This window comes from Cupriavidus sp. 05N40, assembly GCF_056397305.1.
On record NZ_JBFTND010000138.1, the window covers coordinates 1 to 19035 of the forward strand.

The 19035-nt window shown below is 68.4% G+C and carries 18 protein-coding genes; 5 read left to right on the forward strand and 13 right to left on the reverse strand.

Annotation, left to right across the window (positions count from 1 at the left end; translation table 11 throughout):
• Positions 1–186 precede the first annotated feature (186 nt).
• The 11 genes from ruvC to AC1DO7_RS27320 form a co-directional block, all read right to left on the reverse strand.
• The gene (gene ruvC / locus AC1DO7_RS27270) at positions 187–732 is read right to left on the reverse strand and encodes a crossover junction endodeoxyribonuclease RuvC (protein ID WP_441624050.1); all 546 of its coding nucleotides are present in this window, start codon (positions 730–732) and stop codon (positions 187–189) included.
• 178 nt (positions 733–910) lie between these two features.
• Complete coding sequence (gene purH, locus AC1DO7_RS27275; protein WP_441624051.1) at positions 911–2485, reverse strand: bifunctional phosphoribosylaminoimidazolecarboxamide formyltransferase/IMP cyclohydrolase; 1575 nt, start codon at positions 2483–2485, stop codon at positions 911–913.
• Between the two features lie 16 nt (positions 2486–2501).
• A complete protein-coding gene (locus tag AC1DO7_RS27280; protein ID WP_017225335.1) occupies positions 2502–2735 on the reverse strand; it encodes a Fis family transcriptional regulator in 234 nt (77 codons plus the stop codon).
• The gene (dusB, locus tag AC1DO7_RS27285; protein ID WP_441624053.1) at positions 2732–3814 is read right to left on the reverse strand and encodes a tRNA dihydrouridine synthase DusB; all 1083 of its coding nucleotides are present in this window, start codon (positions 3812–3814) and stop codon (positions 2732–2734) included. The genes AC1DO7_RS27280 and dusB overlap by 4 nt, the downstream gene beginning before the upstream one ends.
• Positions 3815–4063: 249 nt before the next feature.
• Positions 4064–5323 carry a UbiH/UbiF/VisC/COQ6 family ubiquinone biosynthesis hydroxylase gene (locus AC1DO7_RS27290; RefSeq protein WP_441624054.1) on the reverse strand — a complete coding sequence of 420 codons (1260 nt, stop codon included), beginning with the start codon at positions 5321–5323 and terminating at the stop codon, positions 4064–4066.
• A complete protein-coding gene (locus tag AC1DO7_RS27295) occupies positions 5304–5786 on the reverse strand; it encodes a hypothetical protein (protein WP_441624056.1) in 483 nt (160 codons plus the stop codon). Before AC1DO7_RS27295 ends, AC1DO7_RS27290 begins: the two co-directional genes overlap by 20 nt.
• Complete coding sequence (locus AC1DO7_RS27300) at positions 5783–7168, reverse strand: aminopeptidase P N-terminal domain-containing protein (protein WP_477116770.1); 1386 nt, start codon at positions 7166–7168, stop codon at positions 5783–5785. Before AC1DO7_RS27300 ends, AC1DO7_RS27295 begins: the two co-directional genes overlap by 4 nt.
• Positions 7169–7228: 60 nt before the next feature.
• Positions 7229–7969, reverse strand: a complete 741-nt coding sequence (gene murU, locus AC1DO7_RS27305) for an N-acetylmuramate alpha-1-phosphate uridylyltransferase MurU (protein ID WP_477116771.1) — start codon at positions 7967–7969, stop codon at positions 7229–7231.
• 29 nt (positions 7970–7998) lie between these two features.
• On the reverse strand, positions 7999–8337 hold the full coding sequence (locus tag AC1DO7_RS27310) for an AzlD domain-containing protein (RefSeq protein WP_441624061.1): 339 nt from the start codon (positions 8335–8337) through the stop codon (positions 7999–8001).
• Positions 8334–9086: an AzlC family ABC transporter permease gene (locus AC1DO7_RS27315; protein ID WP_441624063.1), complete on the reverse strand. Its 753-nt coding sequence runs from the start codon at positions 9084–9086 to the stop codon at positions 8334–8336. The genes AC1DO7_RS27310 and AC1DO7_RS27315 overlap by 4 nt, the downstream gene beginning before the upstream one ends.
• Positions 9086–10120 carry an aminoglycoside phosphotransferase family protein gene (locus tag AC1DO7_RS27320; protein ID WP_441624065.1) on the reverse strand — a complete coding sequence of 345 codons (1035 nt, stop codon included), beginning with the start codon at positions 10118–10120 and terminating at the stop codon, positions 9086–9088. Before AC1DO7_RS27320 ends, AC1DO7_RS27315 begins: the two co-directional genes overlap by 1 nt.
• Positions 10121–10275: 155 nt before the next feature.
• On the opposite strand from AC1DO7_RS27320, the gene AC1DO7_RS27325 reads away from it, so the two are divergent.
• The 5 genes from AC1DO7_RS27325 (at position 10276) to trpS (ending at position 17292) form a co-directional block, all read left to right on the forward strand.
• Entirely contained in the window at positions 10276–12684 is a 2409-nt protein-coding gene (locus tag AC1DO7_RS27325; protein ID WP_477116772.1) for an LPS-assembly protein LptD, read from the forward strand.
• A gap of 9 nt (positions 12685–12693) precedes the next feature.
• On the forward strand, positions 12694–14193 hold the full coding sequence (locus tag AC1DO7_RS27330; protein ID WP_441624077.1) for a peptidylprolyl isomerase: 1500 nt from the start codon (positions 12694–12696) through the stop codon (positions 14191–14193).
• A 17-nt stretch (positions 14194–14210) separates the two neighbouring features.
• Complete coding sequence (pdxA, locus tag AC1DO7_RS27335) at positions 14211–15260, forward strand: 4-hydroxythreonine-4-phosphate dehydrogenase PdxA (RefSeq protein ID WP_441624069.1); 1050 nt, start codon at positions 14211–14213, stop codon at positions 15258–15260.
• A 17-nt stretch (positions 15261–15277) separates the two neighbouring features.
• A complete protein-coding gene (rsmA, locus tag AC1DO7_RS27340) occupies positions 15278–16099 on the forward strand; it encodes a 16S rRNA (adenine(1518)-N(6)/adenine(1519)-N(6))-dimethyltransferase RsmA (protein ID WP_441624071.1) in 822 nt (273 codons plus the stop codon).
• Positions 16100–16269: 170 nt separating this feature from the next.
• Positions 16270–17292, forward strand: coding sequence for a tryptophan--tRNA ligase (gene trpS, locus AC1DO7_RS27345; protein ID WP_477116773.1), 1023 nt, complete (start codon positions 16270–16272; stop codon positions 17290–17292).
• A gap of 21 nt (positions 17293–17313) precedes the next feature.
• Here trpS and AC1DO7_RS27350 read toward each other — a convergent pair whose 3' ends face one another.
• Positions 17314–18168, reverse strand: coding sequence for a DMT family transporter (locus tag AC1DO7_RS27350; protein ID WP_477116774.1), 855 nt, complete (start codon positions 18166–18168; stop codon positions 17314–17316).
• 54 nt (positions 18169–18222) lie between these two features.
• On the reverse strand, positions 18223–18630 hold the full coding sequence (gene gloA, locus AC1DO7_RS27355; RefSeq protein WP_441624075.1) for a lactoylglutathione lyase: 408 nt from the start codon (positions 18628–18630) through the stop codon (positions 18223–18225).
• Positions 18631–19035: the final 405 nt, after the last annotated feature.

Here is a 19035-nt window from a genome sequence, read left to right on the forward strand (position 1 = left end):
GGCGCAGGCCGCCAGCAATGCCGCGGCAATGGCCGACAGCAGCGCGGGCAGGCGCAGCGAGCGGGAAGAAGCGGAAGAAGCGGAGGAACGCAGGAGGCGGGGGCTGGCGAACGAGCGGGACATTGGCATCCTCGGGCAGGCAACCGGCCGATTGTAAGCGGCCCTGGCGCCGCCGCGGCACAATGCTCAGCCGATCAGCCGGCCGCGCCGTACGCGCATGCCCTTGCGCACCAGTTCGGGCGCCAGTCCCGTCAGCGCGCCCAGCGTATTGCTGCCGTTGGCGTGGCAGATCGCCACGCCCAGCGCATCGGCGGCGTCGGAACTTGGCCGTCCGTTCAGGCTCAGCAGGCGCATCACCATTTCCTGCACCTGCTCCTTGTTGGCACGGCCGTAACCCACCACCGCCACCTTTAGCTGCAGCGCCGTGTACTCGAACACCGGCAGGCCATTGCCCACCAGCCCGCAGATCGCCGCGCCGCGCGCCTGGCCCAGCAGCAGCGTGGATTGCGGGTTGACGTTGACGAACACCTTTTCGATCGCGGCGCAGTCCGGCGCGTAGGTGCGCGCCACCTCGCTGATGCCGTCGAACAGGGTCTTGAGGCGAGTCGGCAGGTCGGTCTGGCCGTCGCTCTTGATGGTGCCGGAGGCGATGTAGCTCAGCTTGCTGCCGTGCTTTTCAAGCACGCCGAAGCCGGTGGTGCGGAGGCCGGGGTCGATGCCGAGGATACGCATGGGTGTGGGGCTGGCTCGGCTTGCGCGCAGATGGAAGATGGGGGGATTGTAGCTTGTGCGCCGCGCTGCAATGACAAAGGCTGTTTCGCTGGCGCCCCTGCTTGCGGGCGCTGCGAAACAGCCTCTGGATGCGGCCGGGGGAACCTGCGCGGCGGCGTCGCCGGGCAGGCTCGGGGCATCAATGGCGGAAGTGGCGCGTGCCGGTCAGCACCATGGCGATATTACGCTCATCCGCAGCCGCAATCACCTCATCGTCACGCATCGAGCCGCCCGGCTGGATCACGCAGGTGGCGCCTGCGTCCACCACCACGTCCAGGCCGTCGCGGAACGGGAAGAAGGCATCCGACGCCACCGCCGAGCCGGCCAGCGTCAGGCCGGCGTTCTGCGCCTTGATGCTGGCGATGCGGGCGGAATCCACGCGGCTCATCTGGCCGGCGCCGACGCCCAGCGTCATGCCGCCGCCGCAGAACACGATGGCGTTGGACTTGACGAACTTGGCCACGCGCCAGGCGAACATCAGGTCGTCCATTTCCTTCGGCGTGGGATGACGCTTGGTCACCACGCGCAGTTCTTCGCGCTGCACGTTCCTGGCATCCGGGCCCTGCACCAGCAGGCCGCCGCCGACACGCTTGAAGTCATACTGGTTCCCGCCCTTGCCGAGCGGGATYTCCAGCAGGCGCACGTTCTGCTTGGCGGCGAACACCGCGCGCGCGCCGGCGGTAAACGACGGGGCGATCAGCACTTCGACGAACTGCTTGGCCACCACCTGCGCGGCGGCTTCGTCCAGTTCCACGTTGAAGGCGATGATGCCGCCAAAGGCCGAGGTCGAGTCGGTCTTGAAGGCCTTCTCGTAGGCTTCCAGCGCGTTGGCGCCAACTGCCACGCCGCACGGGTTGGCGTGCTTGATGATGACGCAGGCGGCGCCGTAGGCGGCGTCGAACGACTTGACGCATTCCCACGCGGCATCCGCATCGGCGATGTTGTTGTACGACAGTTCCTTGCCCTGCAGCTGCACGTAGTTGGCCAGCGCGCCGTCGAAGCCCTTGAGGTCGCGGTAGAAGGCGGCCGACTGGTGCGGGTTCTCGCCGTACCGCATTTCCTGCACCTTCTCGAAGGCCAGGTTGAGCGTCTGCGGGTAGGCGCTGCGGGCCTGGTGCGACTTGTCGGCGCCGAGGCTGGTCAGGTAGTTGGTGATGGCGCCGTCGTATTGCGCGGTGTGCGCGAACACCTTGGTGGCCAGGCGGAAGTTGGTRTCGTAGCCGACGCTGCTGGCGTTGGCGCGCATTTCTTCCAGCACCGGCGCGTAGTCGGCGGGGTCCACCACCACGGTGACGTCGCGGTGGTTCTTGGCCGCCGAGCGCAGCATGGTGGGGCCGCCGATGTCGATGTTCTCGATGGCGTCCGGCAGCGTGCAGTCATCCTTGGCCACGGTCTGCTGGAACGGGTACAGGTTGACCACCAGCAGGTCGATGGTGGGGATGTCGTGCTCGGCCAGCGCAGCCATGTGCTCGGGCAGGTCGCGGCGCGCCAGGATGCCGCCGTGCACCTTGGGGTGCAGGGTCTTGACGCGGCCGTCGAGCATTTCGGGGAAGCCGGTATAGTCGGCCACTTCCGTGACCGGCAGGCCGGCTTCGGCGAGGAGCTTGGCGGTGCCGCCGGTGGAGAGCAGCGTCACGCCCAGCGCGTTGAGCTCGCGGGCAAAGTCGACGATGCCGGTCTTGTCGGATACGGAGAGGAGGGCTTGCTTGATCATGGCTGTGGGGAACACTTCAAAGTAAACCGTGCTGCTGCAATTTCTTGCGCAACGTATTGCGATTGATGCCCAGGTAGGCGGCGGCGAGCGACTGGTTGCGCTCGGCGCGCGCCATCACTGCCTCCAGCAGAGGCCGTTCCACGGCTTCGAGCACCATGTTGTACATATTCGACGGCTCTTCGCCGTCCAGGTCGCGAAAATAGGCACTCAGGCTGTCCCGAATGCACTGGTCGATAGCGTTGCGGCTCATGCGGCAAGCAACTCCCCGTTTTTGTTGTTGTTCGACCCGTTGCGGTCGTCTTCTTCTGCGTCCGGACCGGCCGCGCCTTCGTCCACGTAGACCAGGCGGTCCGACAGCAGCGCCTGCTCGTCGAAGAAGGCATTGACGGCGGCGAGCTGGGCGGTGCTGCTGTCCAGGGTGTTCATGCGGTGACGGAACAGGTTGGCGCCGGCCAGTCCGCGCGTGTACCAGGCAATATGCTTGCGCGCGGTACGCACGCCGGTGAACTCGCCGTAGAACTCGTAATGGTCTTCGAGGTGCGCGTTCATGATCGCGCGGATCTCGGCCACCTCCGGCGACGGCAGCAGCTCGCCGGTGGCGAGATAGTGCTCGATCTCGCGGAACAGCCAGGGCCGGCCCTGCGCCGCGCGGCCGATCATGATGGCGTCGGCGCCGGTCACCGCCAGCACGTGCTTCGCTTTCTGCGGCGAGGTGATGTCGCCGTTGGCMACCACCGGGATCGAGAGCGCCGCCTTGACGGCGGCAATGGTCTCGTACTCGGCATCGCCCTTGTACAGATCGGCGCGCGTGCGGCCGTGCACGGTCAGCATGCTGATGCCGGCTTCCTGCACCATGTGCGCAATACGCAATGCATTGCGGTTCTGGCGGTCCCAGCCGGTGCGGATCTTGAGCGTGACCGGCACGCGGTCGCCGACGGCGGCGACCACCGCCTCGACGATGCGCACCACCAGCGGCTCGTTCTGCAGCAGCGCCGAGCCCGCCGCGACGTTGCACACCTTCTTGGCCGGGCAGCCCATGTTGATGTCGATGATCTGCGCGCCGCGATCGACGTTGTAGCGTGCCGCCTCGGCCATCATCGCCGGCTCGGCGCCGGCGATCTGCACCGAGATCGGCTCGACCTCGCCGGTGTGATTGGCGCGCCGCATGGTCTTCTCGCTCTTCCACAGCTGTGCGTTGGAAGCGACCATTTCGGACACCGCATAGCCCGCGCCCAGCCGCTTGCAGAGCTGGCGGAAGGGACGATCCGTCACGCCGGCCATGGGCGCGACGAACAGGTTGTTGCGGAGCTGGTGCGGGCCGATTTGCACGATAGCGACGAATTAGGGACTGGCGTGGGCCGGCAAGGCGGCCCGCAACGAGACAAAATGGAAATGGCATGCCCTGCCGAAACGGTGCTCGGCGGTGTCGAGGGGCATGTGCGAGGGCAGGATTTTACCGCCAAACCAGGCGCGTTGCTTAAGTTTTGAGCAAATAATCGGCAGGGGAGGGATGGCGCGGCACGGTCTTCCCGGCAGGCGAGAGCCTCGCGCGTCGCAGCGGCAAGCCGGAAAACGCCGTCAGCGCCGCATCCCGAACATCATCTGCCGCGCCAGCGCATCCTTGAGCGGTCCGAGGCAGGCGAGTGCCGCCAGCGACGCACCCCTGGCATGCGCGGCGAGCGGATAGGAAACGCCGAACAGCCTGGGCAGCAGGTCGGTCACGCCAATGGTCGCGGCGCGGTCCACCCTCTGCTTCGCGGCGAAGGCTTGCAGGGCCTGCGGGCTGCAATCGGTGCGCAGCGCGGCGCCGAGCGCGAAGGCGTCGCGCAGCCCCAGGTTCAGGCCCTGGCCGGCGACCGGATGCAGCGTCTGCGCCGCATTGCCGATGGCGACCACATGGCCGTCCACGGTGATCTTCGCGGCGTTGAGTCCGAGCGGAAAGGCATGGCGCTTGCCGATGGCGATAAAGCGCCCCATGCGCTCGCCGAACGCCTGTTCGAGCTCGGCGAGGAATTCCGCGTCGGGCAGCGCGAGCCGGCGCGCGGCCTGCTCCGGCGGGCAGCACCAGACCAGCGCGTAGCCTGGCTCGCCGTGCTGTTCCTCGTAGGGCAGCAGCGCCAGCGGCCCTTCTTCGGTAAAGCGCTCCCAGGCCCAGCCCGGCTGCGGACGCGAGCAGACCACATGGGCGATGACCGCGGTCTGGCGGTAGTCGCGCCTGAAGGCCTGCGCCCGCGCGCCTTGCGCCGGCCTGTCGGGCTGCTGCTGAAAGAGTCCGCCCTCGGCCTGCACCGCCAGGCGCGCGGCAAACGCGGCGGGCTGGCGGTCGTGCGCATGGCCGGCGAGGCGCACGCCGTCCGCCTCGCCGGCGGCACCGGAGGCACCGGCGCCGTGCTGCTCGATATGGTCGATGCGCGTATCGTAGGCGCGCACCAGGCGCGTTTCGCCGCCGGCGGCGGCCTGGCTCGCGGCGGCCAGCGCACGTTCGAGCGCGCCGCACAGCTCACCGTAGCGCACCACATAGCCGAGCGCCGGCACATCGTAGTCGTCGTGATGCAGGCGGACGTGGCCGAAGCGGCCGCGCTGCGACACATGGATGTGCTCGATGGGCGTCACCATGCGTGGCCACGCGCCTATCTGTTCCAGCAACTGGCGGCTGCCGTGGGACAGCGCAATGGCGCGCGGGTCGCGCGCCGCGCGCGCGGGCGTGGCAGCATCGACCAGTGCCACGCGCCAGGGGCTGGCACGCAGCAACAGGCAGGCCAGCGCAAGGCCGACCGGCCCGGCGCCGACGATGGCGATATCCGCGCCCGTGGCGCCGTCAGTGCTGGCCGGGCTCATGCGCATCGCCTGCATCGCTTGCATCGCCTGCCCCCGGCTCCGGCTGTGCGCCGCGCTTCCACAGATTGGCGTCGGTGCGATGCTTGCCGGCCGCCGCGTCGCGCAGCGCGTTGTCGAGCTTTTGCTGGCTGAAGCCGGGCAGCGCCTGCAGGCGCTCCACCAGCGCGCCCTGGTTGACCGCGTTGAGCGGCACCACGCAGCCGCGCTGGGCGCCGTCAGCGGCGCGGTCGCCGACCAGGATCAGCCAGGCCGGGCCGGCCCATGGTTCGCGGTTCGATACCCGCACCACCACGCGCTCGAGCACGTCCCATTCGATCTCCTCGCGCTGGCCGTCGGGGCGGTGTACCACCACGCGGTCGTCGTACAGGTTGATCACGAACGGTTGCGCGGGGTCGTGGTGATGCGTGCGCGGCGCGTTGGCGCGTCCGCCGGCGGGAAGGACCTTGCGTAGCCAGCCAATCATCGTGCACCTCCGGTTTCGCGCATCAGCGCTTCGATCTCGTCAGCCTTGACCGGCACGCCGCGCGTGATCAGCTCACAGGCGCCGTCGGCGGTCACCACCGCATCGTCTTCGATGCGGATGCCGATATGCCAGAAACGCTCCGGCACGTCTTGCGCCGGGCGCACATAGATGCCCGGCTCCACGGTCAGCACCATGCCGGGCTCGAGCGGACGCCAGGGGCGTTCGCCCTCCGCCGGCGCGGCACCCGGCACGCGGTATTCGCCCACGTCATGCACGTCCATGCCGAGCCAGTGGCCGGTGCGGTGCATGTAGAACTGGCGGTAGCTGCCGCTGGCGAGCACGTCATCGACATTGCCGCAGCGGTTGGCATCGAGCAGGCCGGTGTCTAGCATGCCCTGCGCCAGCACGCGCGTGGCCACGTCGTGCGGCACGTTGTAGGGCACGCCGGGCCGGGTCTCGGCAATGGCGGCTTCCTGCKCGGCCACCACCAGGTCATAGAGCTCGCGCTGGGCCGGCGAGAAGCGGCCCGACACAGGGAAGGTGCGGGTGATGTCCGAGGCATAGCCATCGAGCTCGCAGCCGGCGTCGATCAGGCACAGGTCGCCGTCGCGCAGTTCGGCGGGGCCCGCGCGGTAGTGCAGCACGCAGGCATTGGCGCCGGTGGCGACGATCGAGTTGTAGGCTACGCTCTGCGCGCCGTGGCGGCGGAATTCATAGAGCAGTTCGGCCTCGAGGTGGTACTCGCGCAGGCCCTGGCGCGACGCGCGCATGGCGCGCACGTGGGCCTGTGCCGAGATCTCGCCCGCGCGGCGCATCACGGCAATCTCGCCGGCATCCTTGAACAGGCGCATCTCGTCGAGGATGGCGCGGATGTCCAGTGCCGTGGCCGGCGCGGTCACGCCGGCGCGACCCTGCATGCGCACGCTGTCGAGCCAGCGGCGCACCTGCATGTCGGTGCGGGTCGCGGCGGCCAGCGGGTAGGCCAGCACGGCATGGTTGGCCAACAGCGGCGGCAGCAGCGCGTCGATCTCCTCGACCGAGTGCGCCTCGTCGAAACCGAAGGCGGCCTGCGCGCCTTGCGGGCCGTAGCGGAAGCCGTCCCAGATCTCGCGTTCCTCGTGCTTGGGGCGGCAGAACAGGACGCTGCGGTCGGGGCCGGAGGCCGGCGCCACCAGCACCAGCACGGCCTCCGGCTCGGTGAAGCCGGTCAGGTAGTAGAAGTAGCTGTCGTGGCGATAAGGGTAGTCGCTGTCGCGGTTGCGCATGGCTTCCGGCGCGGTGGGCAGGATCGCCACGCCGCCGCCGGCGGCGCGCAACTGCTGCAGCACGCGGGCGCGGCGGTCACGACAGGCGGAAAGAAGGGCGGAATCGGGAGCGGTCATGTATGTGGCCACGTGGATTGGGAAACAGGTTCGATTCTACGCCGCCGCCATTGGGGCGGGTCAGCGCATTGCCGCGGGGACGGCGCCCGGCCTGGCGCGCAGGGCAGTGTCCAGGGTGGCGAGCTGGGCCGGCGTACCGACGTTTTCCCAGGCGCCGTCGAAGCGTTCGCCGCTGGCCAGGCCCGCGGCCACCGCGGCGCGGTAGTAGGGCGTCATGGCGACCTTCTGGCCGGGTTCGATGGCGGTGAACAGCCGCGTGTCGTAAAGGCCGATATTGCCGAAGGTCAGGTCCGGCGCACCGGCCGTGCCGGCGGGCAGCAGCAGGCCGTCGGCGCCGAGGGCGAAGTCGCCGCCCGGGTGGAACGGCGGGTTGGGCACCATCACCAGGTGCATGCGCGGGCGGGGCGCGCCGGCCATGGCGCGCGCGCGCGGCAGCAGGGCGCGGTAGTCGTAGTCGGTGCAGATGTCGCCTGACACCGCCAGGAAGATGTCGCCGCGTGCCGGCGCCATGCTCAGCAGCGGCAGCGCCTGGGCGATTCCGCCGGCGGTCTCCAGCGCGCTGCCCTCGGCCGAGTAGGCCAGGCGCACGCCGAAGCGGCTGCCGTCGCCGAGCGCGTCTTCGATCTGCTGCCCGAGCCAGGCGTGGTTGATGACGATGTCCGCGAAGCCGGCGCGCGCCAGCGCTTCGACCTGCCAGACGATCAGCGGCTTGCCACCCACCGGCAGCAGCGGCTTGGGGCAGCTGTCGGTGAGGGGGCGCATGCGGTCGYCGCGCCCTGCGGCAAAGATCATGGCCTTCAAGGCAGGCTCTCGTGGGGTCTCTCGTGCGTTCATTTCGGGAGGTGGTTCAGCCAGTAGGTGAGCCCGATCAGGGTGGCCATGCCGCCCGCGATGGTCCAGCCGATGCTGCGCGTGCGGGCGGCGATCACGATGGCTACCAGCCCGGCAAGCAGGCGCGCATTGTCCAGGCCGAGGGCGAGCTGCCCGTCGCGCATCAGCAGGTCGGGCGCGATCAGCGCCGACAGCATGGCCGCCGGCACGAACTGCAGCGCGGTGCGGAACCACGGCGGCAGCCGCACGCGTCCTTCCACGGCGATGAAGGACAGGCGGATCAGGAAGGTGGCGAGGCCGGCGCCGAGGAACACCAGCAGCAGGGACATCTGGCTCATGCGGCGGGCTCCGTGGCGCCGCCCTTGCGCTCGCCGTGGCTGCCGCCGCGCAGCAGCATGCCCGCGGCAATGCCGCCCAGCGCCGCCACCATCAGCCCGAGCTTGTGCGGCATGCCGAAGCAGGCCACTGCCAGCGCGCTCGCCACCAGTGCCGCCGCGGCATGCGAGCGGTGCTTGATGCCCGGCACGATGATGGCGATGAAGGTGAGCGGCAGGAAGAAATCGAGCGGCCAGTCGCGCGGCACCTGGGCGCCCACCAGCACGCCGGCCAGCGTCGAGACCTGCCAGCTGGCCCACAGCGCGAAGCCCGCGCCGAAGAAGAACCAGTGGCGGTAGCGCCGGTGCTCGCCGTCGTCGGCCAGGCGGCGGGTCATGGCGGCAAAGGCTTCGTCGGTCAGCAGGTAGGCGATCAGCGCCTTCCAGCGGCGCGGCAGGTGGGCCAGCGCCGGGGCAATGGTGGCCGAGTAGAGCGCATGGCGCAGGTTGACCATGGCCACCGTGACCGCGACCAGCACGGCCGGCGTGCCGGCCGCCCACAGTTGGGTGAGGATCATCTGCGAAGCGCCGCCGAACACGACCGCGCTCATGGCGCAGGCCAGCCAGGCGGGCATGCCGGCGTTCACCGCCAGCACGCCGTAGATCAGGCCGAACGGCACCACGCCGAGCAGCATGGGCGCAAGCGCGCGCACGCCGGCCCACCACTCGCCGCGGCGGGTGACGGCGGGTGGCGTGCCTTGCGTCGTGGCCATCAGAAGGTGAAGCCGACCGGGCGCTCGGCGCCGTCGAGGGCGTCGAACAGGCGCACCAGCTTGCGCAGCTCGCTATAGCGGCCGGCTACCTGGCGGGCGTATTTCAGCACCAGCGGCAGGTTGGCGAGGTAGCCGTCCTTGCCATCCCGGTGATAAAGCCGGGCGAAGATGCCGAGTACCTTGAGGTGTCGCTGCAGGCCCATCCACTCGAAGTCGCGGTAGAAGTCGCCAAAATCGGCGGCCACCGGCAAGCCGGCCTTGCGCGCGCGCTCCCAGTACCGGATCACCCAGTCGAGCTGCTCTTGCTCTTCCCATTCGATATAGGCATCGCGCCACAGCGAGACCGCGTCGTAGGTGATGGGGCCGATCACCGCGTCCTGGAAATCCAGGATGCCTGGATTGGCCTCGCCATCGAGGACCATCAGGTTGCGCGAGTGGTAGTCGCGGTGGACATAGACCTGCGGCTGCGACAGGTTGTTGGCCATCAGCGCCTGCATCACTTCGGCCAGGTCTTCCTGTTGGGCGCCGGTCAGCGTGACGCCGAGGTGCCTGGCTATGTACCACTGCGGGAACAGGTCGAGCTCGCGTTGCAGCAGCGCACGGTCGTAGGCGGGCAGGGTGCCGGGGCGGGTGGCCGCCTGGATGCGGATCAGCGCGGCGGCCGCGTCGCCATAGAGATGGCGCGCGCTGGCCGGGTCGAGCCGCGACAGATAGGTGGTGTTGCCAAGATCGCTCAGCAGCAGGAAGCCTTGTCCGAGGTCCTGCGCCAGCACCTTGGGCACGGTCACGCCGGCCTCGCCGAACAGTGACGCGACATGGATGAACGGACGGCAGTCTTCCTGCGCGGGCGGCGCATCCATCACGATGACGCTCGGATATGCCGGGTTGCCGGTGCTGGCGCGGAAGTAGCGGCGGAAGCTCGCATCGGCCGAAGCCGGAGCGCAGGAGGCGGGGTCGACGGACCAGGCCGGACCGAGTCCGGATACCCAGACTTTGAGCTGGTCGAGACGCGGGTCGAGAGGAAGAGCTGCCATGCCGGAAAGGGAGAATAGGATGCCCCGTATAATACCCGACCAGCACCGGGCCCCGGGGCGGCCCCGGGCGGGCTTCCACTGGCCCGCAAGCTTGCTCCGGCGGCGGCTGGCGGCCACTGGGCCGCCGCCGCCGCTCTGACCCATGACCCGCTCGCATGACCGAACAACGACGATCACCGATTCAGAAGGCAAGCAAGACCTCGGCGCGACGGCCCGGCAGCGCACTGCGCCCGCTCGTGCTGGCCATGGCCGGCTGGTCGGTGTGCGCGCAGGCGCAGACGGTGAGTTCCGCCATTCCGGACCTGCCGGTGGCCGAACCCGCCGTCGAACGGGTGCCCGAGGCGCCGCCGGTGTCGGGCGAGCTGGTCCCGCGCCTGGCCGAGCCGGGCGGTACCAAGGCCCAGCCGTCGGCGCCCGACGCGAACCCGCCCACCTTTGTCTCGGGCGACCGCATGAACGGCTATAACGAGCGTGGCGTGGAGCTCGARGGCAATGCCGAGCTGCGGCGCGGCGGCGGCGTGGTCAAGGGCGACAAGCTCACCTACGACCAGGACAGCGACGAGGCCTTCGTCCACGGCAATGCGCGCGTGGCGCGCGACGGCTCGCTGGCGGTGGGGCCGGAGGCCCGGCTCAGGGTCGAGGCCAACGAAGGCTACATGCTGTCGCCGGACTACTATTTCCAGCAGACCGGCGGCTCGGGCAAGGCCGAGCGCATGGACTTCATCGACAAGAACGTCACCACGATCAAGCGCGCGACCTATACCACCTGCTCGCCAGACAATGCTGACTGGTATTTCAGCGCGCGCGAGCTCGATATCGACAGCGATCGCCAGGTGGGCACCGCCTACGGCAGCGTGCTGCGTTTCTTCAACGTGCCGATCGCGGCGGCGCCGGTGTTCAGCTTCCCGCTCAACAGCGAGCGCCGCAGCGGGCTGCTGCCGCCGCTGTTTGGCTACAGCTCGCGCTCGGGTATGGACCTCACGGCTCCGTACTACTTCAACATTGCGCCCAACCGCGACCTGACTGTCTTTCCGCGCTATCTCAGCTCGCGCGGCTTCCAGCTCGGTGGCGACTACCGCTATGTCGGCGACGGCTATGCCGGGCGCATCCGCGCCGAAATCCTGCCGGACGACCAGAAGACGAAGACCAACCGCTGGGCATACTCGATCCAGCACACGCAGGCGATCGCCAAGGGGCTGACCGCGTACGTCAACGTCAACAAGGTATCGGACGACCAGTATCCCGACGACCTTACCCGCTCGGTGACGCAGGCGACGCAACGCCAGTATGTGCAGGAAGGTGGCGTCACCTACAGCTGGCAAGACTTCTCGCTGCTCGCGCGGGTGCAGAAATTCCAGACGCTCGCGCCAAGCCAGCCATCGTACGAGCGTGTCCCGCAGATCAACGGTCGCTACACGCGATACGATCTGGGCGGCTTCGACGTGCAGGTGGAGTCCGATTTTTCCCGCTTCCGTATTCCGCTGACCACGGACGGCACGCAGCAACCGCAGGGCGACCGCTTCTTCATCCAGCCGTCCATCAGCTATCCGATCGTTCGCCCTGGCTGGTTCGTCACGCCCAAGGTGTCGTTCAACGTGACCCAGTACCAGATGGAGCCGGGTACGGTAGCCGCGGGATCGCCCACCAACCTGAGCCGGTCGCTGCCGACCGTCAGCCTGGACTCCGGCATGACCTTCGAGCGCGACGCGCCGACCGTCAGCCGGCTGTTCGGCGTGAACTATGTGCAGACGCTGGAGCCGCGCCTGTTCTACGTCTATACGCCGTTCCGCGACCAGAGCCAGTTCCCGCTGTTCGATACGGTGCAGTCGGACTTCGGCTACGGGCAGATCTTCAGCGAGAACCCGTTCACCGGTTATGACCGCATCGCCGACAACAACAAGATCACGGCGGGCGTGACCACGCGCCTGATCGAGGCGGGCAGCGGAGTCGAGCGCTTCCGCGGCACCATCGCGCAGCGCTTCGACCTGACCGGCCAGCGCGTGCAGATCAACGGCACGGACCCGATCGGCAAGGCCGGCTACTCCGACCTGCTGGCGGCCACCACGATCCAGCTGTTCCGCGGCTACTATCTCGATGCCGGGGTGCAATACAACCCGGACAGCGATCGCGTGATCTATTCGAATCTCGCCTTCGCGTGGCGGCCTGAGCCGCGCAAGACGCTTAACGTCGGCTACCGCTACCGGCGCCCGACCTCGGTGACGGACAATACCRCCATCGACCAGTTCGAGATCTCGAGCCAGTGGCCGCTGACCCAGCGCACCTACGGCATCGGCCGGGTCGCGTTCGACCTGAACGCGAGCCAGCTCGTCGATGCCCTGGCCGGTTTCGAATATGCAGCGGACTGCTGGGTGGGACGTCTCGTCTACCAGCGTTTCCGCAATACCACGGAAGGCTACACCGGACGCATCTTCTTCCAGGTGGAGTTCCGCGGACTGTCCAAGATCGGCTCCAATCCGCTGGATGTGCTGCGGCTGAACGTGCCGGGTTATGAGCCCGTCACCGCCAACCCGGTAATTCCATCCCAGCTCGACCATTACGAATGACGGACCATGATGAAACGTCAAGATAGCAACGCGATCTCCAACCTGCCGTCCAGCCTGACCGGCTGGAATAGCCTGCTGCTGGCCGCGCTGCTGGCCGCTTTCGCACTGCCTGCGACTGCCCAGCTCAAGGCGCCGTCGACGCAGCGCGCGACCGGCATCTTCGTGCCCCAGGCGGGCGACAGCAGCCCCTCGCCGAGCCAGCCGCGCCTGGGCGTGACGCAGCCCGGCGCGAGCGCCAAGCGCTCGCAACTGGTGGACGAGGTGGTGGCGATCGTCAACAGCAGCGTGATCACCCGGCGCGAACTGCTGGACCGCGCCGACGAGATCGAAGGACAGCTGCGCGCCGCCAACCGTCCGGTGCCGGCGCGCGCCGACCTGCTCGGCGAAGTGCTGGAACGGCTGGTGATGGAGCGCGTGCAGACGCAGGCCGCGCAGGAAGCCGGCATCAAGGTGACCGACCAGGAAGTCGACCGCGCGGTCGAGTCCGTGGCGCAGCAGAACCGCATGAACGTGACCGAGCTGCGTTCGCAGGTCGAGCGCAGCGGCATGACCTGGACCAAGTACCGCGACGAGCTGCGCAAGCAGGTGCAGGTGATCCGCCTGCGCGAGCGCGAAGTGGACTCCAAGATCCAGGTCTACGATGGCGAGATCGACAACTATCTTGCCGCGCGCGGTGGCCAGGGTAGTGCCGCCAGCGGTCCCACCGAATACAACGTTGCCCAGATCCTGGTGCGCGTGCCGGGAGATGCCTCCGATGCCCAGAAGGCCGCGCTGCGCGCCAAGGCCGAGGACCTGCTCAAGCAGGCCCAGGGCGGTGCGGATTTCGCCAAGCTGGCGCAGTCCTCCGACGCGCCCGAAGCCGCCCAGGGCGGCTCGCTGGGCTTCCGCGAGATCGGCCGGCTGCCGGCGTTGTTCGCCAATGCCGTGCTCGACATGCAGACCGGCGCGGTGGCGCCCCAGGTGATCGAGAGCGCCAACGGCTTCCACGTGCTCAAGCTGGTGGCCAAGCGCACCGCGCCGCCGGCATCGCCGAGCCCGGCGGCTGGCGAACACATCACCCAGACCCAGGTGCGCCATATCCTGATCCGCACCGGCCCGAACATGCCTGAGGCCGAGGCGCGCCGCCAGATGAGCACCTTGCGCGACCGCATCACGCATGGCGGCGACTTTGCCGATGCCGCGCGCCGCTTCTCCCAGGACGGCTCCGCCCAGAACGGCGGCGACCTCGGCTGGGTGTCGCCCGGCGAGCTGGTGCCCGAATTCGAGCAGGCCATGGGCCGGCTGCGTCCGGGCGAGGTCTCGGAGCCGGTGGTCAGCCAGTTCGGCGTGCACCTGATCCAGGTCATCAACCGCCGCGAGACCGAAATGTCTCCGGAGAAGCAGCGAGATTTCGCCCGTGCCGAAGTACGCGAGCAGAAGATCCGCGCGGCCTATGAAGACTGGCAGCGCCAGCTGCGCCAGGCGGCTTACGTGGAATACCGCGTCAACCGCCAGCGCTCCGAGAATTGACGGACCGCACCCGCGTCATGTCCAAGCCGCTCGCGCTAGCCATCACCACCGGGGAACCTGCCGGCATTGGTCCCGACATCACTGTYGGCGCCTTGCTGCAGCTGGCCGGCCAGCATCCTCAGGTGCGCTTCCATGTGATCGGCGACGCGCGCCTGCTGGCCGCGCGCGCGGCCGCGCTCGGCGTGGGCCATGCCTGGGCGCATCGCCTGGCCGACGGCAGCGTGGTGTGCGAGGACATCGCCCTGGCGGTGCCGTGCGACGCAGGCCGGCTCGATGCGCGTAACGGCGCTTATGTGCTGGCCTTGCTCGACCATGCCATCGACGGCTGCACGCCCGGCGCGGACGGCGTCGCGCGCTATGCCGGCATGGTCACGGCGCCGGTGCAGAAAAGCACCATCAACGATGCCGGCGTGCCCTTCACCGGCCACACCGAATAYCTGGCCGAGCGCGCCGGCGTGGCGCGCGTGGTCATGATGCTGGCCGGCCCGCAGCCGGCCCACGCCAACGCCATCCTGCGTGTCGCGCTGGCCACCACGCACCTGCCGCTGCGCGCCGTGCCGGACGCGCTGGACGTACCGATGCTGGTGGAGACGCTCACCATCATCGATGCCGACTTGCGTAGCCGCTTCGGCATCGACCGCCCGCGCATCCTGGTGACCGGACTCAACCCGCATGCCGGCGAAAGCGGCCATATGGGCCACGAGGAGATCGACGTGATCATCCCCGCGCTGGCCGAGGCTGCCGATGCCGGCATCGATGCGCGCGGCCCCTATCCCGCCGATACGCTGTTCCAGCCCCGCCATCTCGACGCGGCCGACTGCGTGCTGGCGATGTACCACGACCAGGGCCTGGCGCCGCTCAAATACGGCACCTTCGGGCACGGCGTCAATATCACGCTGGGCCTGCCTTTCATCCGCACGTCGGTCGATCACGGCACGGCGCTGGACCTGGCCGGGAGCGGCCGCGCCGAACACGGCAGCATGATCGAGGCGATCCGCAATGCCGTTGCCATGGCCGGCCACGCCGGCGGCCGCCCCCGCGCCGTGCCGGCGGCGGCAACCCGCTGACGCCCGACGAGAGACCTATGCGTTCCAACGTACACCAGGGCCATGTGGCCCGCAAACGATTCGGGCAGAACTTCCTGGTCGATGACGGCATCATCCATGGCATCGTCAGCGCCATCGACCCGCAACCCGGCGACATCCTGGTCGAGATCGGGCCGGGCCTGGGCGCACTGACCCAGCCGCTGCTCGAGCGCCTGCCGCAGATGCAGGTGGTCGAGCTCGACCGCGACCTGGTAGAGCGGCTGCGCCGCCGCTACGGCGAGCGTCTGGCGATCCATGCCGGCGACGCGCTGGCCTTCGATTTCGGCAAGCTGCACGAGGCCGGCAAGCCCCTGCGCATCGTCGGCAACCTGCCGTACAACATCTCCAGCCCGTTGCTGTTCCACCTCGCCACCTTTGCCGACCAGGTGCGCGACCAGCATTTCATGCTGCAAAAGGAGGTGGTGGAGCGCATGGTGGCCGAGCCCGGCAGCAAGGCTTTCGGCCGGCTCTCGATCATGCTGCAGGTCCGCTATCACATGGAACATGTGCTGGATGTGCCGCCGGCCTCGTTCAATCCGCCGCCCAAGGTCGATTCCGCCGTGGTGCGCATGATTCCCTGGCCGCGCCAGGCCGATGGCCAGTTGCGCTCGCCCTATCCGGCCTGCAACCTGACCGTGCTTGGCGACGTGGTCGCCGCGGCGTTTTCGCAGCGGCGCAAGGTCTTGCGCAATACGTTGTCGATGCTGCGCGACCAGGTCGATTTCGACGCGCTGGGCTTCGATCTCGGGCGCCGCGCCGAAGAGGTGCCCGTGGCCGAATATGTCGGGCTGGCGCGCCAGCTCGAAATGCCGCCCGCCTGAGACCGCCAGCACGATGCGCGCCGTCCTGACCCCGATCCATCGTTGGCGCCGCCGCTGAAGCGAGCGGCGCGTCGTCATCCACCGATTCCGACTCCAGCCGCCGCAGCCCGGCCGGCAGGCGCATATTCCCGCCGGACCGCTGCGCGGCGACACCTCTCCAAGGAAATGCCATGACTAGCGAAACGCAGGCGCCCAGGCGCAAGGTCATCCTCACCGGCGACCGTCCCACCGGCCAGCTTCACCTGGGCCACTATGTCGGCTCGCTCAAGAGCCGCGTGGCGCTGCAGGATTCCCACCAGCAATACCTGCTGCTGGCCGACACCCAGGCCATGACCGACAACGCGCACGATCCCGACAAGGTGCGGCGCAATGTGCTGGAGGTGGCGCTGGACTACCTGGCGGTCGGCATCGACCCGGCCAAGACCACCATCACGGTGCAGTCGCACCTGCCCGCGCTGGCCGAACTGACGCTGATGTACCTCAACTTCGTCACGGTGGCCCGGCTCGAGCGCAACCCGACCATCAAGGAAGAGATCCAGGCGCGCGGCTTCGGGCGCGACATCCCGGCTGGCTTCCTGTGCTATCCGGCGGCGCRGGCCGCCGACATCACCGGCTTCAAGGCCGAGGTGGTGCCGGTGGGCGAGGACCAGGCGCCCCTGATCGAGCAGACCAACGAGATCGCGCGCCGCATCAACCATCAGGTCGGGCGCGAGCTGCTGCCCGAGGCAGCGGCGCTGATCCCGCGCTTCGGCCGCCTGCCGGGTGTCGACGGCAAGGCCAAGATGAGCAAGTCGCAAGGCAATGCGATCCCGCTCGCGGCCACGCCCGAGCAGATCAAGGAAGCGGTCATGCGCATGTACACCGACCCCAATCATCTCAAGGTGTCCGATCCGGGCCAGGTGGAGGGCAATGTGGTGTTCACCTACCTGGATGCGTTCGACGAGGCGGTCGACGAGGTGGCGGAACTGAAGGAACACTATTGCCGCGGCGGGCTGGGCGACATGGTGCTCAAGCGCCGGCTCGAAGGCGTGCTGCAGGCGCTGCTGGCGCCGATCCGCGAGCGCCGCGAAGCGCTGGCCAAGGACCCGCAGCATGTGTTCGAGATCCTGCGCCACGGTACGGACCAGGCGCGCGGCATCACCCAGCGCACGCTGGATGAAGTGCGCGACGCGCTGGGGATGTTCCGCTTCTGAAGCCGCAACGCGGCGCGCCGTTCAGGCGCGCCGGTTGACCAGCACGATCCCGGCCAGCACCAGCACTGCCGCCACCGCAAAGCGCATGCCGACGGCGTCGTGCATCAGCACCACGCCGAAGGCGACGCCGAACAGCGGCGTCAGGAAGGAAAACACCGACAGGCGCGACGCCAGGTACTGGCGCAGCAGCCAGAACCACGTCAGGTAGCTGGCGAAGGCGATCAGCACCGACTGATAGAACAGGCTGGCGATCACCATGCCATCCACGCGCGCCTGCAGGTGCTGGCCCGCGGCCATCGCCATCGCCAGCAGCATCACCGCCGACACCGCCAGCTGGTAGAGCAAGGTCTTGCTCGGCGCCGCCGAAGCCAGCTTGCTGGCGCGGACCACCACGGTGGTGGCCGCCCACAGGAAACCCGCCACGATACCGAGCGCATCGCCCAGCAAGGTGCTGCCGCCATGCGCGGCCGGCGCGGCGATGCCGTCGGCGAAGGCCAGCGCCATGCCGCAGAAGGCCAGTCCGACGCCCAGCCATTGCCCGCGGCGCAGCCGCTCGCCGGCCACCGTCACATGYAGGCCGAGTGCCGTGAAGATGGGCGCCGTGTAGAGGAACACCGCCATGCGCGAAGCCGTGGTGTGGCCGAGCCCGACGAAGATGCAGAAGAATTCGGCGCCGAACAGCAGGCCCGCCAGGAGCCCTGCGCCCAGCGTGCCGTCCCGGCTCCACAGCGGAATGCGGCGCCAGGCCGCGAAGCCGAACACCAGCAACGCAGCCACCGCCGAACGCACGCCCGCCTGCAGCACCGCCCCCATCAGCGGCGCGRTCGCCTTGATCACCACCTGCTGCAGTCCCCAGGCCAGGCATAGCAGCACCATCAGGCTGACGGCAGTGCCGTCCAGCGGGCGGCGGTTCAGCACGGACGCGCCCACTCAGGGGCGTGCCGAGTCGCGCGTGGAGTGGCGCTCGATCAGTTCGATCTTGTAGCCGTCCGGGTCTTCCACGAAGGCGATCACCGTGGTGCCGCCCTTGACCGGACCCGCCTCGCGCACGACATTGCCGCCGGCAGCGCGGATGCGCTCGCAGGCGGCCGCCGCGTCATCGGTTTCCAGCGCGATATGCCCGTAGGCCGTGCCCATCTCGTACTGCTCGACACCATAGTTGTAGGTCAGTTCCAGCACGGCCGTCTCGGATTCGGGACCGTAGCCGACGAAGGCCAGGCGGTACTTGTATTCCGGGTTGTCGCTCTGGCGCAGCAGTTGCATGCCGAAGATGCGGGTATAGAAGTCGATCGAGCGCTGGAGGTCGCCGACGCGGAGCATGGTGTGGAGGAGACGCATTTTGGAATTCTGGTTGGTGGGGGGAGGGCTGTATTTTAGACGGGATGGGGAATGGGGGTTTGGGGGCAGGGTGATGGGTTTTGGTCTTGATTTGGTGTTTTTCCACAGAATCAAGGGGTTAGTCTCGGTGGTATAGGCTCTTGGTGGAGGGGCTTGTGGCTTGTGGCTTGCGGGTTGGCTCCTGCGCTTCAACTGCGTTGGCTTGGTGTGCTGGTGTCTTGCGGTTGGTGCTTGTGTTTCGAAGTCAAAGTCAACTTCAAAGTCAAAGGCTTTCGCTCCCCCGGAGCGACCTACTTTCTTTTTTCCGAAAAGAAAGTAGGCAAAGAAAGCGGACTGCCTGGCCGGCAGGGGCAGAGCCGAACAGTGTTACTGAGGCTGGAGGTTTCGTGGTGGGGCCTGTGGTTC

Excerpts from the sequence above, each read along its gene's own strand:
- gloA (WP_441624075.1), bottom strand. The coding sequence starts at position 18,630 with ATGCGTCTCCTCCACACCATGCTCCGCGTCGGCGACCTCCAGCGCTCG.
- AC1DO7_RS27315 (WP_441624063.1), bottom strand. The coding sequence starts at position 9,086 with ATGGCCACGACGCAAGGCACGCCACCCGCCGTCACCCGCCGCGGCGAG.
- AC1DO7_RS27330 (WP_441624077.1), top strand. The coding sequence starts at position 12,694 with ATGAAACGTCAAGATAGCAACGCGATCTCCAACCTGCCGTCCAGCCTG.
- AC1DO7_RS27295 (WP_441624056.1), bottom strand. The coding sequence starts at position 5,786 with ATGATTGGCTGGCTACGCAAGGTCCTTCCCGCCGGCGGACGCGCCAAC.
- AC1DO7_RS27320 (WP_441624065.1), bottom strand. The coding sequence starts at position 10,120 with ATGGCAGCTCTTCCTCTCGACCCGCGTCTCGACCAGCTCAAAGTCTGG.
- AC1DO7_RS27310 (WP_441624061.1), bottom strand. The coding sequence starts at position 8,337 with ATGAGCCAGATGTCCCTGCTGCTGGTGTTCCTCGGCGCCGGCCTCGCC.
- ruvC (WP_441624050.1), bottom strand. The coding sequence starts at position 732 with ATGCGTATCCTCGGCATCGACCCCGGCCTCCGCACCACCGGCTTCGGC.
- AC1DO7_RS27290 (WP_441624054.1), bottom strand. The coding sequence starts at position 5,323 with ATGAGCCCGGCCAGCACTGACGGCGCCACGGGCGCGGATATCGCCATC.
- AC1DO7_RS27280 (WP_017225335.1), bottom strand. The coding sequence starts at position 2,735 with ATGAGCCGCAACGCTATCGACCAGTGCATTCGGGACAGCCTGAGTGCC.
- rsmA (WP_441624071.1), top strand. The coding sequence starts at position 15,278 with ATGCGTTCCAACGTACACCAGGGCCATGTGGCCCGCAAACGATTCGGG.